20 protein-coding genes, 1 tRNA gene and 2 pseudogenes are annotated in these 15,623 nt (G+C 64.3%); 11 read left to right on the plus strand and 12 right to left on the minus strand.

All coding sequences use genetic code 11. The features are described 5' to 3' along the window. The first annotated feature begins 205 nt into the window (after positions 1-205). Positions 206-397 (plus strand): hypothetical protein, encoded by a 192-nt coding sequence (locus VNW74_RS22310; protein ID WP_325680833.1) that lies wholly within the window; start codon positions 206-208, stop codon positions 395-397. Between the two features lie 24 nt (positions 398-421). Here the strand turns inward: VNW74_RS22310 and VNW74_RS22315 are convergent, their stop codons facing one another. Further along, positions 422-916 (minus strand): MarR family winged helix-turn-helix transcriptional regulator, encoded by a 495-nt coding sequence (locus VNW74_RS22315; RefSeq protein ID WP_325680835.1) that lies wholly within the window; start codon positions 914-916, stop codon positions 422-424. A 98-nt stretch (positions 917-1,014) separates the two neighbouring features. Between VNW74_RS22315 and VNW74_RS22320 the strand changes: the two genes are divergently transcribed. Beyond that, positions 1,015-1,137, plus strand: a complete 123-nt coding sequence (locus tag VNW74_RS22320) for a hypothetical protein (protein ID WP_325680837.1) — start codon at positions 1,015-1,017, stop codon at positions 1,135-1,137. Between the two features lie 3 nt (positions 1,138-1,140). Here VNW74_RS22320 and VNW74_RS22325 read toward each other — a convergent pair whose 3' ends face one another. Beyond that, positions 1,141-1,701, minus strand: coding sequence for an NAD(P)H-dependent oxidoreductase (locus VNW74_RS22325; protein WP_325680839.1), 561 nt, complete (start codon positions 1,699-1,701; stop codon positions 1,141-1,143). Positions 1,702-2,101: 400 nt separating this feature from the next. On the opposite strand from VNW74_RS22325, the gene VNW74_RS22330 reads away from it, so the two are divergent. The 4 genes and pseudogenes from VNW74_RS22330 to VNW74_RS31945 form a co-directional block, all read left to right on the plus strand. Then, a complete protein-coding gene (locus tag VNW74_RS22330) occupies positions 2,102-2,893 on the plus strand; it encodes a cutinase family protein (RefSeq protein WP_325680915.1) in 792 nt (263 codons plus the stop codon). A gap of 1,883 nt (positions 2,894-4,776) precedes the next feature. Further along, on the plus strand, positions 4,777-5,673 hold the full coding sequence (locus VNW74_RS31940) for an FG-GAP-like repeat-containing protein (RefSeq protein WP_414686748.1): 897 nt from the start codon (positions 4,777-4,779) through the stop codon (positions 5,671-5,673). After that, positions 5,663-5,872 (plus strand): annotated as a pseudogene (locus VNW74_RS22340) (hypothetical protein); the annotation flags it as partial. The gene VNW74_RS31940 and the pseudogene VNW74_RS22340, both read left to right, overlap by 11 nt. 196 nt (positions 5,873-6,068) lie before the next feature. Further along, positions 6,069-6,161, plus strand: a pseudogene (locus VNW74_RS31945) (hypothetical protein); the annotation flags it as partial. Between the two features lie 149 nt (positions 6,162-6,310). On the opposite strand, the gene VNW74_RS22345 reads toward VNW74_RS31945, so the two are convergent. From VNW74_RS22345 to VNW74_RS31950, 3 genes are read right to left on the minus strand one after another with little or no spacing between them, the layout of a single operon-like run. Next, complete coding sequence (locus VNW74_RS22345) at positions 6,311-7,168, minus strand: hypothetical protein (RefSeq protein WP_325680843.1); 858 nt, start codon at positions 7,166-7,168, stop codon at positions 6,311-6,313. Positions 7,169-7,212: 44 nt separating this feature from the next. Beyond that, the gene (locus VNW74_RS22350) at positions 7,213-7,617 is read right to left on the minus strand and encodes an AAA family ATPase (protein WP_325680845.1); all 405 of its coding nucleotides are present in this window, start codon (positions 7,615-7,617) and stop codon (positions 7,213-7,215) included. Continuing rightward, the gene (locus VNW74_RS31950; protein ID WP_414686749.1) at positions 7,617-7,703 is read right to left on the minus strand and encodes a hypothetical protein; all 87 of its coding nucleotides are present in this window, start codon (positions 7,701-7,703) and stop codon (positions 7,617-7,619) included. Before VNW74_RS31950 ends, VNW74_RS22350 begins: the two co-directional genes overlap by 1 nt. 74 nt (positions 7,704-7,777) lie before the next feature. On the opposite strand from VNW74_RS31950, the gene VNW74_RS32035 reads away from it, so the two are divergent. Further along, complete coding sequence (locus tag VNW74_RS32035) at positions 7,778-8,158, plus strand: hypothetical protein (RefSeq protein WP_422656551.1); 381 nt, start codon at positions 7,778-7,780, stop codon at positions 8,156-8,158. Positions 8,159-8,193: 35 nt separating this feature from the next. Here VNW74_RS32035 and VNW74_RS22360 read toward each other — a convergent pair. The 5 genes from VNW74_RS22360 to VNW74_RS22380 form a co-directional block, all read right to left on the minus strand. After that, positions 8,194-8,269 (minus strand) — tRNA-Ala (locus VNW74_RS22360). Between the two features lie 44 nt (positions 8,270-8,313). Beyond that, positions 8,314-9,339, minus strand: coding sequence for a gephyrin-like molybdotransferase receptor GlpR (glpR, locus tag VNW74_RS22365; RefSeq protein ID WP_325680847.1), 1,026 nt, complete (start codon positions 9,337-9,339; stop codon positions 8,314-8,316). A 147-nt stretch (positions 9,340-9,486) separates the two neighbouring features. Next, complete coding sequence (locus VNW74_RS22370) at positions 9,487-10,140, minus strand: GNAT family protein (protein WP_325680849.1); 654 nt, start codon at positions 10,138-10,140, stop codon at positions 9,487-9,489. 21 nt (positions 10,141-10,161) lie between these two features. Further along, positions 10,162-11,475, minus strand: a complete 1,314-nt coding sequence (gene glp / locus VNW74_RS22375) for a gephyrin-like molybdotransferase Glp (protein WP_325680851.1) — start codon at positions 11,473-11,475, stop codon at positions 10,162-10,164. Positions 11,476-11,508: 33 nt separating this feature from the next. Then, entirely contained in the window at positions 11,509-12,417 is a 909-nt protein-coding gene (locus VNW74_RS22380; protein WP_325680853.1) for a UTP--glucose-1-phosphate uridylyltransferase, read from the minus strand. Between the two features lie 75 nt (positions 12,418-12,492). Between VNW74_RS22380 and VNW74_RS22385 the strand changes: the two genes are divergently transcribed. Continuing rightward, positions 12,493-13,083, plus strand: a complete 591-nt coding sequence (locus tag VNW74_RS22385; RefSeq protein ID WP_325680855.1) for a 5-formyltetrahydrofolate cyclo-ligase — start codon at positions 12,493-12,495, stop codon at positions 13,081-13,083. Here the strand turns inward: VNW74_RS22385 and VNW74_RS22390 are convergent. After that, complete coding sequence (locus tag VNW74_RS22390; protein ID WP_325680857.1) at positions 13,080-13,796, minus strand: HNH endonuclease family protein; 717 nt, start codon at positions 13,794-13,796, stop codon at positions 13,080-13,082. The genes VNW74_RS22385 and VNW74_RS22390 overlap by 4 nt on opposite strands. A gap of 62 nt (positions 13,797-13,858) precedes the next feature. Between VNW74_RS22390 and VNW74_RS22395 the strand changes: the two genes are divergently transcribed. The 3 genes from VNW74_RS22395 (at position 13,859) to mscL (ending at position 15,473) form a co-directional block, all read left to right on the plus strand. Further along, positions 13,859-14,197, plus strand: coding sequence for an FmdB family zinc ribbon protein (locus tag VNW74_RS22395; protein ID WP_325680859.1), 339 nt, complete (start codon positions 13,859-13,861; stop codon positions 14,195-14,197). 66 nt (positions 14,198-14,263) lie between these two features. Continuing rightward, entirely contained in the window at positions 14,264-14,926 is a 663-nt protein-coding gene (locus VNW74_RS22400) for an SAF domain-containing protein (RefSeq protein WP_325680863.1), read from the plus strand. A gap of 109 nt (positions 14,927-15,035) precedes the next feature. Continuing rightward, positions 15,036-15,473, plus strand: coding sequence for a large-conductance mechanosensitive channel protein MscL (gene mscL / locus VNW74_RS22405; protein WP_325680865.1), 438 nt, complete (start codon positions 15,036-15,038; stop codon positions 15,471-15,473). A gap of 15 nt (positions 15,474-15,488) precedes the next feature. On the opposite strand, the gene VNW74_RS22410 is transcribed toward mscL, so the two are convergent. After that, positions 15,489-15,623 carry a hypothetical protein gene (locus VNW74_RS22410; protein WP_325680867.1) on the minus strand — a complete coding sequence of 45 codons (135 nt, stop codon included), beginning with the start codon at positions 15,621-15,623 and terminating at the stop codon, positions 15,489-15,491.

Raw genomic sequence — 15,623 nt, forward strand, 5'->3', positions numbered from 1 at the left:
CAGGCAGTCGCTGGAACAGAGTCTCGCCAACCTGCAGGTGGTGCGCGCCAAGGATCCGTTCCGCAGGCTCAATCCATTGGCCTGGCCGCATGCCGTTGAGCCGACGGCGCTGGAACCCGCTGCGCCGGAACATGGTTGACACGCCAAATCCCGTATACCCCCACTGCTCTGGTGTTCGCTGATCTTCGGCGGAGCCCTGCTGATCATGCTCACCAGTTCTTTGCGGCTCCCGAGCAACCGCATTCACATCGTCCTGGTGAGCTCCGTCACCATCCTGCTTGGCTTGCTCTTATACCTCGTCTTCGAACTCGACCACCCCTTCGGCCCGATGGGCGTGACCCCAGAACCATTTGCCCACGCCGTTGCAGTCTTCGACTCGGTCGACCACGGCGCGTAAGCGCCAAAGTCTTACCGGAAATCCCTAGCACGACGGCGTACTCGGCCAGCTGTCATCTCGCGGCAGCCCATCGAGAATGCGCTGACAAATCGCGCCCAGCTGATGAGTCTGGTTTCGCGTCAACCGATCGAAGACGAACTCCCGCACGGTGTCGACGTGGGTGGGAGCGACTTGTTGCAGTCGTCGGCGTCCCGCGGCGGTCAACAGCGCCAGCGTGTAGCGGCCGTCCTCGGGGTCGGGCTGCCGCGACAGCCAGCCGCGCTTTTCCAGCCGGGCAACGGCTTGGGACAGTCGTGGCAGCGAGCTGCCTGAAGTCGTTGCGAGAACGCTCATCCGCAGCTTGGACTCCGGCGCCTCGGACAGTCGCGCCATGATCAGGTACTCGAAGTGGCTGATCCCGAACTCGCGTTCCAACTCAGCGCTCAGCAGTGGCTGCAGCCGCAGGATCATCGTCGACAGCTGCGCCCAAGTGCGTTGTTCGTCTGCGTCCAGCCACCGAGTCTCACGCGTTGTGCTCACACTCCCACTGTAACTTAATTGCTGAACCGGAAATATCCGCATGACTTAATTGTTTAACCCCGTATCGGCCAGCCGGCACAACAGGAAGAGGTCGAGCGATGAAGGCAGCGGCGGCGCAACGTCTACGCAGCCAGGTGGCCGCGACCGTATCCGTCGATCAGGTTGGCGATGCGGTTAGTACGCACAACGACGATGCGGGACGAATGGTCGTCGTGCGCTAGGCATCAGCGCAGCGGCTTCAACGCGCCGGCCCAGCTCTCCAGCTGGTCGAACAGCGTCGCGGCGGCGTCGTTGTGCAACGGCGCCGGAGTGAAGGCGGCGAAGTTCTCGAAGTCGGTGAACAAGGAGAACGACAGCTGCTGACGCACCGTCGCGATCTGCAGTTCGCCACACACCGCGCGCAGGTGCTCGATCGCCCGGGCGCCGCCGAGGGAACCGTAGGCGACGAAGCCGGCCGCCTTGTTGTTCCATTCGGCATAGACGTAGTCGATGGCGTTCTTGAGCACCCCGGACGTCGAGTGGTTGTACTCGGGTGTGACAAAAATGAACCCGTCATAACCAGCGATGGTCGCCGCCCACGCCTTGGTGTGGTCGTGCTGGTACTGACCGAATGACGGTGGCATCGGCTCGTCGAGGTGAGGGAGCGGGTGGTCGGCGAGATCAACGATCTCGTAACGTGCGCCGGACCGCCCCGAAGTCTGTCCCAGCACCCAATCCGCGACCGCCCTGGCGTGACGGCCCGGCCGCGTGCTGCCGACGATGATCCCAATTCTCACCTCAGTCATAACTGCCTCGTATTCGTCTTTGATTGCGGCACAGTCGATTCCCGGTGTGCGCACCCGCGTAGGGCGCATGCGAGCCTAGAAGATCATTACATGATATGTCAAGCATTTACCGGGGCGGGCACGCAACGGCCGGTGAACCCGACTGCGGCCTCGGGTCGGGTTTCGCAGCCCCAGTCGCCTAAGCAGACCCGAACGACGTAGCTCTCGGCGCGACGGGGCGTTTTACCTCCTCTGCGATCCCCAGACACGCACGTGGTGTAGATCACTAGGTTTCCCGGAATCGCAGATGCAACCGGCGACTTGTAGGGGGCAGGACCGTTACTTAAACAGTTAAGTGATGGACAACGGATCAGGAAAGAGGGACCAGCTCATGAGCACCGTTACACCCCTGGTAGCCAGGATGGGCACTCTGACCGTCCGAACGGCGCTGTCCACGATTTTCGCCGCGGTGGCCGTCATCGCGATCCTCACCGGCTCGTTCGCAAGCGCACCCTCAGCGAACGCCGCCGCCGACGACTCGTGTGCCGCCGTCGAAGTCGTGTTCGCCCGCGGAACGAATGAAGTACCCGGTGTGGGCGCGACCGGGCAAGCGCTCGTCGACGCGCTGAACGCCCGCCTGCCAGGCAAAACGGTCGACGTGTACGGAGTGAACTACCCGGCCTCGTTGGACTTCGGGCGAGCCGCCGACGGAATCGTCGACGCGAGCAACAGGATTGAGACGATCGCGGCCAGCTGCCCGACCACCAAGATCGTGCTCGGCGGTTACTCCCAGGGGGCCGCGGTAGCCGGTTACACCACCACCGACAGCGTTCCCGCCGGATTCGCCTTGCCGGCCGGTATCACCGGTCCGATGTCTCCCGCGATCGCCTCGCACGTCGCGGCGGTGGTTCTGTTCGGGACACCGGACACCTGGTTTATGAACCTGGTCGACCACAACGCGCCACCCATCGCCATCGGCCAGCTCTACTCGGCCAAAACCCTCCAACTGTGTGCAACCGGCGACCCGGTCTGCTTCCCTGGTGGCCTTGACCGAGCCGCGCACAGCTCATACAAGAACAACGGGATGGCCGACCAAGCAGCCGATTTCGTCGCCCGCCAGTTGGGCGTCCCGGCCCAGGTCGCTCCGGTGCAGCAGACGGCAGGCGAGGTTAGCGCCGACCAGCCGGCTCCAGCACCTGCGCCGGGCAACTAAACGACACCGTCGGCCAACGGCCGGCAGTGAGTCCCCAGGACCACTGCCGGCCGTTGGTCTATGCGCGTGGCGCCCAAAAAACCGAATGCCGGTACACACGACCGATCGCTCCAGGACCTCAATTGGTTGATGTATCATGTAAATCTGCTACCGTGGTGTCCGGTCGGCTGGCGGCGCGGACGTCGCGACCGCGAAGGTGACTCTTTAGCAGACGATGCGGCCAGAGCCATCACCAATCACCGCTGGCCGCCTGCGGAGCACAGTGGTCCGCCAGCGCCATGGCAAAGACCCGAGGAAGACCGTTCTATCAGCGGATCCCGGTCCGCTTGGCGGACCGCGCCCTTGCCCGACCAGACAGAGTCTGCATTAGATCACCAGAAAACCAACTGCTTTGGAGTCCGAGGTGCCAACGTGATCGGGTCGGGCTGCCCCTGCTCGTCCCCTTTTCAAAACCAGCGTCCCGCTCAGGGGACGCGGGGAGGACGCACATGAAACAGATGCTGGCGAAGTCAAGCTCGAAAAGTCTAGGTTTGATTCTTCTGTTGGTGATTTTGCTAGGTTGCGAGCGGGAAGCGCCACGTATCCGTCTTACCGACGGCGATTTCGTTGTCCAGGACCTCGGACACAGATGTCTGGATTTCGGCGCTGAGGCGGCGTGGAAGGTCGGCGGGCCGGTCTACATCTACAGCTGCAACGGCACAGTGGCACAGCAGGTCCGGGTGAAAGAGATCGATAGCGCCACGCACGACGTGCAGCTGATGGTGCAGTCGCAATTTTGCATCGGAGTGCGCGGCGGGCAAGTGCTGCTCGACGAACCGCTCGAATTGCAAGCTTGCGGAACGAACTCGCCAGCGCAGCGATTCGCACTGGATGGCGATGCGATCCTGGTGGGTCGTCAGTCCGCGGGCGAACGGGTTTCGCGCGAATACGTGATCGCGCCGCAGAAAGAATCGACGAACCTGGCAACGCCGCTGGTGGTGAGCACGCGCGTAGTGAACGACGCGGAATATTTCCGGTTCCAGCCGGTAAGCAATCCGGCGCTGAAGCCGACGTCCGGATTTGTGACGGTGAATTCAGAGGGAGAGCTGGAAAACGCGCTGGCGGCCGGCTGGGGAACGGTAATCGAGGTGGATGCAGCGCAACCCCTCGTCGTGAATGGGCCTTTTCCGAAGGTCATCCCCGCGGGACGAACCCTACGAGGTTATCGGAAATATCTTTCGCAAGGCCCGCAAATTATCGCTTGCACGGTAGAAAACACGGCGGCGTTTACAATTTCCGAGGACAATGTGCGTGTCACCGGCTTGCGTATGCACGGCCCACTAAACTCGAAGTGCAAGGACTCGCCACCCAGTGGGGACGCGATCGAGATCTTCCCGCAAGGCGACACGACGGCGACAACGTCCCCAGTGCTGGTGGACCACGTCGATTTCTCCTATTTCACTGATTCGGCGGTGGACACGCGAGGGCAAAACGAACACGACGCCGCGTGCCACACAACCCCGGTTCCGCCGTTTCCTCGAGATACGCCAGTGCGGGTGATCGGGAATTTGATGACTCACAGTGGTGGTTTCGGATCTGTCGTAGGAGGAGGCGCATTCGTTCTTGATCAGGCGAACGTGGCGTACGAATTGCACGCGCAGGCGATTTCGTCCGATCCCTGGGCATTGAGCGGTTATCTGGCTTACGACAATTTCATACTCAGCGACCAGCGGGCGAACGCATCGTTCGATATGCATGGGAGCGAACACCCAGGCCACTGGTATGGCGGCATCGCAGGGGACTACCACGACATCGGTTTCAACACCGCGTTACGCACCAATTATCAACCGGTCAGTCTTCGGGGCACTCCCTGCCGGTTTGTGGCGATCCATGAAAATGTCTTCATGCGAAGCCAATCCGCTGCCATCGAGAATCAGAGCACCGATGGAACCAAGGTCCACGTTTATGGCAACTCGTTCGGAGTTTCGAACCCGCTAGAATATCTTGCCAAAGGCGATTTCGACGGAGACGGAATCGACGATGTTTTCGTGGGAACCGGCGCGGGCTGGTATTACTCGTCGGGCGGGCAGGCGGAGTGGCGCTTTCTGAATCGCAAGACAGAGAAAGCGAACACCCTTCTTTTTGGGGACCTCGATGGCGACGGACGAACCGATGTGATCGCATTACACGGTCCGAACATCGACGTCTCCTGGGCGGGAATTTCGCCGTGGCAAACCATCAATACGACGGCATCGCCAATCTCAAACCTTGCTGTCGGTGACTTTGACGGCGATGGTAATGCAGACCTCTTTCTCGCGACGGGCACGCAATGGTTTTACGGTCCGGGTGGAAGGAACTGGAAGCTGATGGGTGATGACGTCCACCAGACCCCGGAACTTCTCTTTGGCGATTTTCAACACACGGGAAGGACCGAGGCTATTCGGGCGGACAACGGCAGATGGCTTGTGGCCGGACTGAATCAGGAGTGGACGGACATTGGAGCGACGCCGCCGGGCCTAAGCTCCGTCGATGGCTTGCGCGTGGCGGACTTCGCCGGAACGGGCTACGCGGACCTAATGCGGAGCGAACCGAGTACGGGCAACTGGGAGTTCACGGTTCCTGTCGGCGGTCCGAATTGGAAGACGCTGCGCGCATCGACTCAGCCGATTGCCGCGACGGTGATCGGACGATTTAACGGCGATCCCACATCGGACGTTCTGACATGGTCCGGCCGGGATTTTGTCTACTTTCCATCAGGCAAAGATCCGCAAGAGCCGCTGAGCAGGCAAGAGATGCAGTGAGAAGAGTCTGGCGGTCAGCGCGGGAGCGAATGTCAAAGCGGTGCAACGGATGCTCGGGCACGCCAAAGCTTCCATGACGATGGACGTGTACGCCGACCTATTCGACGAAGACCCGGACAGCGTTGCCGTCAAAAACTTGGAGCGTAGCGATCCGATCTGCTGCGTACCCACTGCGCTGCAGTTCCCTCTGTGGAGCTAAGGGGATTCGAACCCCAGACCTACTCGATGCGAACGAGACTATCTGGGCGTTTGTCACGCCAAGGTGTGTTGGCTGCGCAAGAAAACCGCTGGTCAAATCGTTGGGCGTGGCGGTTACCGGAACCCGCAAGAAACTCTGCTGCGTACCCGCTGCGGACCGGCTGCGGACCGCCAACTGACAGGACCCACGAGAATCAGGTGAGCGAGCGTCCACGCGACCACAAAGGTCCGGAGATAGCAGATTAAGGCGAGCCCTTTGGCAAGCCGTGACGGATACGGGGGCGGCCTGACGGTTTCCTGCCAAGACACACCAGCTGCCTAGTCAATTCCGAGATGTAATCACCGCCGACGTCGTGGGGCCTGCTCTTTCGGCACCGGTGTCAGCTTGCGGGCCAGCTCGTCGGCGACGTGATCGCATCAGCGGCCCATTTTGTTGGACTTATCCCAACGCTGGGAAAGTTGCTATCGGCCCTGGCAGGGTCCATTTGCCAGCCCCGTCGACCCAGGTGACTAGGATCTGCTGCCCGGTCTGAATGAACACGTCGGTGCGATTGGGCGGGCCGATTAGGTCGAACTGCGCCGACGCAGCCAGCCCATAACCGCCGCCCGACGTGCTCACGTTACCGATGACGGCGGGCCCCGCCCACTTGCCGGCTCCGTCGACCCAGGCGACCATCAGCTGACCCTCGTTCGACACGGCGAACACGTCAGTCTGATTAGGCACACCGAACTGCGCCGACGCGGCCAGCGCGGCCCGCTGTGGAAAGACCCCCGCGCCACCGATGCCCATCGGCGGGGCCCACTCGCCAGCCTCCTGGACCGCGGCGACCATCAGCTGACCCTCGGTCGACACGGCGAACACGTCAGTCTGATTAGGGACACCGAACTGCGCCGACGCGGCCACGGGGGCGCCCGCCGGAAAGACCCCCGTGCCACCGATGCCCATCGGACCGCCCCAAGTGAGTGCCCCGTCGACCCAGGCGACCATCAGCTGACCCTCGGTCGACACGGCGAACACGTCAGTCTGGTTGGGCAAGCCGAACTGCGCCGACGCGGCCAGCCCGGCCCAATATGGAAAGGCCACCACTGGATTACCGACGCCGGCGGGCCCTTCCCACTTGGGGGGAGCGGCGTGTTGCCCCTCACGCAGGATCTCCCCCTGGAACGAGCAGAGTTGCAACAGTCCCATGGGTTCAGCAGTGGCCGGGTCTTGTTGGTAAGTGGGTGAAAAGAAAAACGCATCGGTCTGCCCGTCCACACCGAACCGAGCCGACGCCGCAACACCGAGGATGATCATGATTTGTTCTCCTGTTCAGTGACCCGCTGGAGTCGAGCACTTGGCTACGGTTCGATGGTGAGCCAAAACCCTGCAACTGAGGCAAGTAGTCCACTACTCGTCATGTTTCGACGGTCACCGAGACACGCAGGAACCGCCAGGCCATGCCTCACGTCCAAACTGGTGTGGGTCGCCGCAGATAACCCCCAGTCGAGTACCACGAACGTCTTGTAGGCACTTTTCGCGCCGTACAGCAGCGCGAAGGTGGCCCTGTCGAGAGTGTCGTCGATCAGCGGTTCGGGCTTCGGCAGGTTCCGTAATGCTGATCGGGTGAGCACCTTGTCGGCGAGAACGGGGGTGTCGGGATGGTGATTGTTTATCGGTGGCTGCGCGTCGAGCGGCGGCTCGGGCGGTCCCGGATCATCCGCCGGCCAAGCTGGTTCGCCCCACGACATCTCGTGGTAGGTCATTAGTGGAGCTGCCTCTGTACCCAGGACCGCTCAGCGCGGAAGTTGTTGAGCTCTTGGACTTCCCGGGCGACCTTCGGCCAGTCCACGGCGCCAGCTATGGCCCGGCTGGCCTCCGCGCGCGCCTGTATGGAGCACGCCGAAGTCGTGGGAGCGGCGCTCGGTGCCGTTCCCGGCGGTCCTGGCCGACGAGCTGGCCGCGCTGATGGTGGGCAAGGGTCGCGACGATCTGGTGTTCACCGACATGCGTGGCGGGGTGCTGCGCAATTCGAACTGGCGGGCTCGGGTGTTTGAGCCAGCGGTGAAGAAGTGCCAGATGGCCGACGAGTCGTTTCCGTCGATAACCCGCACGACCTGCGGCACAGCGCGGCGAGCCTGGCGGTGTCGGCGGGCGCGAATGTCAAAGCGGTGCAACGGATGCTCGGGCACGCCAAAGCTTCCGATGACGTTGGAAGTGTACGCCGACCTGTTTGACGACGACGTTGCTGCCAATCTGAACCCAGCTATTCGTGCTGCGGTCCCACTGCGGTCCCTGTCCCGCTGACGGCGGCAGGTTTTGGGTTAAACCGCAGGTCAGGCTGGTGGAGCTAAGGGGATTCGAACCCCTGACCTACTCGATGCGAACGAGTCGCGCTACCAACTGCGCCATAGCCCCTGATCGCTAGCAGGCTACCAGTCGTGGTTGGCGTTGCCGAACCATTACTGCCCGGCGGCTCGCGGCAGATCCCGGTGCCAGCCGTAATCGCGCGCGTACGGCGCATAGTCGAGATGTTCGAAGACCGGATCTTCGTCATCGATCTCCAGAACCACGGCACCCGGGCGCCGCAGCCGCGACGGAACCACGTCGAACTCGCGGTCGTAGGCGTTCTCCACACCCAGGCGCGACCGCGCCATCCGCTGCACCCGGCGGCGGTGCACTCGCTCCTCGATCCGGGTCTGACGGCGCAGATATCCCAGGTAGAGCACCGTCACCGCGGAGATGCTGCCGCAGAACCACCACGCCGTTGGGGTCAGCAGGAATGCTGCCGCCGCCGATCCGACCAACATCAGCGCCATCACCATCAGCACCCGCTTACGGGAGGCGTATTTGCGGGCGATGCTCGCCGCGGCGGTCTCCGGGTCGTATCGATGCCGCCGCGAGAATGCGTGAGTGACGGTCGCCGACGGTTCCTCGGCGACCGGTATCCCCGATGTGTCGTCGATGTATTCGTATTGATCGGCGTCGTCGTCGACGTCGTCGGCATCCTCGGTGTCAAACTCTGCCTCGGCGTCGTCGCCATCCGCGGTCTCGTCCTCGACCGCCGACTCCGGCTGCTCCTCGACCGTGGGCAGCGCGTCTGCCACCACCGCGCTGTCGCCCGCCCGAAGCGTTTCAGCATCTTGACAGTCAAGCCGGGGCTCCTCGACGGACATCGCGGCTGCGGCCATGACGACGTCGACGCGCGCCAGCGGCACTTCCTCGGTGTCATCCGAGTCGAGGTCGTCCAGGTCGTCGTCGTGTTCGTCTTCCTCGGGCTGCCAGTCAGGGTCGCTGCGATGCCCTGCCGCTGGTCCCCCGCGTTTGAGCAGCCGGGCTGCGGCGTCGCTGTTGAGCACGCGGGTCGCCAAAGCCACGTCACTGGTGCGCCGCACCGCGTCGCGCTTACTGATCAGCATGGGAACCAGCACGAACAACCAGAGCACCACGAGCGATATCCACAACAATGATTGCGGGATGCTTGGCATGGTGACCTGCTCCTTTCCCCGCCAGGCTAGGCCGGCAGCCGGCGCATCCGGTCGAGGCGCGCCCAGGACAATTACACACCTGTAATTTGCTACTTACAAGCACCAACAGTCACAAATGTCACATTTGCAACACGAAGGTTCGCGTCACTACGCCCAGCTGGCGTGCCCGTCGCGCACCAGAGCCGACGTCACCGAGGCATAGACCTCTTCGGCCGTCAGACCCACCAAGAGGTGATCCCGCCAGTCCCCGTCGACCTGGAGGTAACGGCGCAGCAGCCCCTCCTCGCGGAATCCGACCTTTGCTAGCACTGCCCGGCTCGCGGCATTCTCCGGTCGCACGGTGGCTTCCACGCGATGCAACATGACCGGGCCGAAGCAGTGATCGAGGCCCAGTGCCAACGCACCGGTGGCGACCCCGCGACCGGTGACCGAGCTGGACACCCAGTAGCCGATCCAGGCCGACCGTAATGCCCCGTGCGTCACATTACCGATCGTCAGCTGCCCACAGAACTGGCCTTCCAGTTCGATCACATACGGCAACATGCGGCCTTTGCGGGCTTCTGAACGCAGACTCGAACACACCGCCGGCCAAGACGAAATTGTATGGCGCGCAGTCCAATCAGCCTCGGCGCTGGGCTCCCAGGGCTCCAGATGGGCTCGGTCGGCCAGCCGGGCGCGGCTCCACTGCGCGGCGTCGCGCATACGCACCGGACGCAGCCGGATCACACCGGCAGAAACCCGCAGCGGTCCCACGATCGTCGGCCAGCCGGGATGCTGGGAGCTGGAGCGCCACGAGTTCACGAGCAGCAGCCACCGTGTCGTTCAGCCACGCTGAGCCAGAAACGCCACGTCGACGACCTCGCCGGTGCGGATCTGCTCGGCCTCGCGGGGAACCACAACCAGACAGTTTGCCTCAGCCAGCGTCGCCAGCAGGTGCGACGAGGCGCCGGGCGCGCCGCCCAGCGCCTGCACCAGGTATTCGCCGGTGTCCTGGTCACGCATCAGCTGGCCCCGCAGAAAGCCTTTGCGGCCGGGCACCGAACTGATCGGTGAGAGCGTGCGGGCCTGCACTACCCGGCGCATCGGCTGCCGCTTGCCCAGCGATAACCGGATCAGCGGTCGGACCATCACCTCGAACACGACCAACGCACTGACAGGGTTGGCCGGCAACAGAAACGTCGGGACACCTTCGCGGCCCAGCTGCCCGAACCCCTGGACGGATCCCGGATGCATCGCAACCCGGGTGACTTCCATCTCGCCGAGTTCGGAGAGCACAGAGCGCACGGCCTCGGCCGCCGCGCCACCGACCGCGCCGGCGATCACCACGATCTCGGCACGGTTGAGCTGGCCCTCGACGACTTCACCGAGCTCTCCTGCGTCGTTGCTGACGATGCCGACACGGTTCACCTCGGCGCCCGCGTCCCGGCCGGCCGCCGCCAGGGCATAGGAGTTGACGTCGTAGACCTGTCCGTTGCCGGGAGTGCGCGAGATATCAACCAGCTCACCGCCCACCACGAGCACCGACACCCGCGGGCGCGGGTGGACCAAAACCCGCTCGCGGCCAACCGCGGCCAGTAGCCCGACCTGGGCGGCACCGATGATCGTCCCGGCCCGCACCGCCACGTCACCCGGCTGGACGTCGTCGCCGGTGCGCCGCACGTAGGCACCCGACCGCACGCCGCGCAGCACCCGCACCCGCGACTGCCCGCCATCCGTCCATCGCAGCGGCAAGACCGCATCCGCCAGCGTCGGCAGTGGGGCGCCGGTCTGCACTCGCACGGCCTGCCCCGGCTGCAGCCTGCTGGGTATGCGCGTGCCGGCTTCGACGTTGCCCATCACCGGCAAGGTGACTCCACCGGGCGCGGCCGGCGATTCCACCGCCTCGCCCGGGACCGCGCGCAGATGGTCGTCGCCGGTTTGATCGCTGGACGGATCGGACTCACCGACACCCAGCACGTCCACACTGCGTACCGCATAGCCGTCGATCGCGGCCTGATCAAAACCCGGCAGCGGACGCTCCGTCACAACTTCTTCGGCGCACATCAGCCCCTGCGCCTCGGCAATAGCAACGCGCACCGGTCTGGGCGCCACCGCAGCAGCCGACACCCGGGCTTGCTGCTCCTCCACCGAACGCACAGCGCGCCTTTCTGTCGTCGACGGGCGCCGCCGCTAGTCTTCGGCCAGGCCCAATCGAGTCACCAGCCACCGCCGCAATTCCGGGCCGTAATCGTCACGGTCCAATGCAAAGTCAACCGCAGCCTTGAGGTAGCCGCCCGGATTTCCCAAGTCGTGTCGGGAGCCACGATGCACCACAACGTGGACCGGATGCCCTTCGCGGATCAGCAGCGCGATCGCGTCGGTGAGCTGCATTTCACCGCCGGCGCCTCGATCAATGCGTTGCAACGCGTCGAAAATGGCGCGGTCGAGAATGTAGCGACCAGCCGCCGCGTACATCGACGGAGCGTCTTCCTGCTTCGGCTTTTCCACCATGCCGTTGACCTTCAGCACGTCCTCGTGCGCGCCGGGCACCGGCTCGACGTCGAAAACCCCGTATGCGCTTATCTCTTCGGGAGAAACCTCGATCGCACACAACACCGTGCCGCCCTGCTCGGCACGCACCTTCGCCATCGTCTCCAGCACGCCGGTCGGCAGCACCAGGTCGTCGGGCAACAACACCGCGACAGCATCCTCGTCGGCTGACAGCACCGGCTCCACGCAGCTGATGGCGTGTCCCAGTCCGAGCGGCTCGGCCTGCACGACCGATTCGACCTTGATCAGCTGTGGCGCACGACGCACCTTCGCCAGCATTGCCGCCTTGCCGCGCGCCTCCAGCGTGCCTTCGAGCACCAAGTCTTCGACGAAGTGTGCGACGACGCTGTCCTTGCCCTCGGAGGTGATGATCACCAGCCGCTCGGCGCCGGCCTCGGCGGCTTCGGCGGCGACCAATTCGATGCCGGGCGTGTCGACGACGGGCAACAGCTCTTTGGGCACGGTTTTGGTCGCGGGCAGGAAACGCGTACCCAACCCGGCCGCGGGCACGATCGCGGTGCGAGGCACCAGACCCTGTGAGCGTGACATCGTTCACACCATAATCGCAGCCTGCTGTCCAGTCGCTGTGGCGGGGTGTACGGCGCGGCTGTCATCGTTGACGGTATGGCGAAGACGGCTAAGGGCGCACTGCGCGAACGGCTGTTGGCGGCCCGCCGTTCGGTGCCCGACGAGATCGGGGCCGACGAGGCGCGGTCGTTGGCCGAACACCTCGAAGCGTTGGTGAGCAGCGCGAGCACCGTATGCGCCTATGTCCCGGTGGGCACCGAGCCGGGATCGATCGAGATGCTGGATGTGGTGCTGCGACGAGGTGGCCGCGTGCTGCTGCCGGTCGCGCGTACCACCGCCGACGACTCCCCGGTGGCGCTGCAGTGGGGTGAATACCGGCCGGGCCAACTGGTGGCCGCCCGCTTCGGATTGCTCGAACCGGCCCGGCCGTGGCTGCCGGCGACGACCCTGGCCGAGGCGAGCGTCGTGCTGGTTCCCGCGCTCGCCGTCGACCGGGCCGGCGTGCGTCTGGGCCGTGGCCGCGGTTTCTACGACCGCACGTTGGTGCACCGGGATCCGCGAGCGCGCCTGATCGCCGTGATCCGCGACGAGGAGCTGCTTGACGAATTGCCGTGTGAGCCGCACGACGTGTTGATGACGCATGCGCTGACTCCCCGACGCGGCCTGATCGAACTCGGCGACACCTAGCAGCCCCGCAGCACCCCTCGCATCGCGTCTTTCTCTCGGCCCGACGCCCACAGCTGGTAGTCGGTCTTGACCTCGACCTGACGGGCGACGAACGCGCAGCGAAATGCCACGTTCGGCGGCAACCATGAAGCGGCGTCGCGAAACGCCTTGTCGAAGTTGACCTGACCGGCGACAGCCAACAGATTGCGCGGATCGTTGGCGAAGTCGCGGCGGCGTTGGTCGTCCCAGCCGCGAGCGCCCTTGTACCAAGCATCGGACAGCGACACCACATGGTCGATCTGCACCGCGGGCGAGGTATCCGGGCCGCGCACGAAAACGATGGTCGCTCCGGTGTAGGGGTCGTGCAGGATGCCACTTTGCGCGAAGCAGGTCCCCGGCCGCACCTGCAGGTCGACCAGGTCGCGCCGCAGGATGTCGTCGCGGGTGTTGCAGCCGTTGTGCCCGAACTCCACGTTGACGTCGTCGCTCCAGGGCTCGCCGAACCGGGCGCGATTGAAGTCCTCGAAGCGATCCCACCCCTTGACGGGCAGCGCCTCGAGCTGCCGCCGGACCGTGTCGTAGGCCGGGGTGGCGGGCAACTCCTGCGGGGCGGGTTCCCGGCTTCGGACGTCGCGGACGTAGAGCCACCCGACACCGGCGGCGATCACGACGATGATCAGCAGCGCCAGCGTGTCCCTCCACCGGCCGCGCCGGGCGGGAATGACACGCGCCACATAGCGGTTCTAGCACTTGAGACTGTAGAGTGCTAACCGTTTAGACCATCACGGAGGTTTCTGTGCCGACTTACAGCTACGCATGCACCGAGTGCGGCAATCGCTTCGATGTGGTTCAGGCCTTCACCGACGACGCCCTGACCACATGCGAGCAGTGCTCGGGCCGGCTGCGCAAACTGTTCAACTCCGTTGGCGTGGTGTTCAAGGGCAGCGGTTTCTACCGCACGGACAGCCGTGAGGCGGCGAAAAGTTCGACCAATGGGTCGGCCAAGACGAGCTCGTCTTCGGGCACGGACGGTTCGAGTAGCAGCGAAAAGTCCGGCTCATCGGAAAAGCCGAGTACCTCTAGCGAGAAGTCGGACTCGGCAAGCTCGAAGTCAGCGACGGCCGCCGCCAGCTAGCCGGTTATCCACAAAGCGGCGTCCCGGCGGCCGCGCTCAGTACCCAGCCGCACTTACCGTTGCGGCGTGGGGGATTCCCTGAAATCACTGAATCCGTCGCTACCGGCCCGGATCTCACAGTGGTTGCGCCCGGACTGGTCGCGAACCCTACTGGCCCGGCGAATCGCCGCGGCCGGGCTCGTCGTCCTTGCCGGTGTTGCGGCCCTGCGGCCCAACCCCGACGGCGAGCGCGCCCAGGTAGTGGTGGCAGCCCGCGATCTCAGCCCGGGGGCTGCACTGACTGCCGACGATCTTCGGCTCGAAAAGCGTTTAACACCAACCATTCCCGACGGCTCACAATCCGACATCGACACTATCGTCGGTTCGACACTGGCCGGGCCGGCCCGGCGCGGTGAGGTGCTGACAGACGTCCGGTTGCTGGGCCGCCGGCTGGCCGAGTCGGCCGCGGGGCCAGACGCGCGGCTCGTGCCGGTCCATCCAGTGGACAGCGCACTCGCGGACCTGGTGCGACCCGGCGACGTCGTCGACATCGTCGCCGCGTCAGAGACCAGCTCCCAAGCGACCGCGAGGGTCGTTGCCACCGACGCGATCGTGGTCCTGGTCTCGGCGAAGCAGAAGGCTCAGGCCGCGACCAGCGAGCGCGTGGTCCTGGTGGCGCTACCGGCCGCCGCGGCCAATGCGGTGGCTGAAGCGGCATTGGCGCAAACGGTGACCCTCACCTTGCACTGAGTGTCTGGCCGGATAAAGAGCAAACTCGCGCACGGCCAGCCCGACTCGGCTAGTTTTTGCTTAGGCTCCAATTGCTTTGTGGCATACCCACTGCAGAAAGGACATCCCGATGTTGAAGGGTTTCAGGGAGTTTCTCTCACGCGGCAACGTCATCGACCTGTCTGTAGCGGTGGTGATCGGTACCGCGTTTACCGGTTTGGTCACCAAGTTCACTGAAAGCGTCATTCAGCCGCTGATAAACCGGATCGGTGCCGGCGGAAAGTCCAACGTCGGGCTCTTGAAAATCGATATCGGCGGCGGGCAATTCATCGACTTCAACGTCGCTATATCCGCCGCAATCAACTTCATACTGGTAGCGGCAGTGGTCTACTTCTTGGTCGTGCTGCCGTTCAACACGTTGCGCAAGCGTGGTGAGGTCAAGCAAGCGGAGGACACCGAACTCAGCCTGCTCACCCAGATCCGGGATCTGCTCGCCGAGTCGGAGGGCAGCTCATCCGCCCATCACTCCGCCAACGCCCCGGAGGGCGGCGTCATCGAGGACAAGTAGTTCCCGGCGGGCGGTTCAGCTGTGGTGCGGGGGCGCGTTGTCGCGCAGCCATTGCTCATGATCTTCGACATCGCGACTCGCGTCCGGATCACGCTCGTCCGCCGATGTCTGCGGTAGCACCTCGCGGTCGTCACCGGCTCGCATGGTCAT

The organism is Mycobacterium sp., assembly GCF_035570115.1.
Taxonomy (GTDB): Bacteria; Actinomycetota; Actinomycetes; order Mycobacteriales; family Mycobacteriaceae; genus Mycobacterium.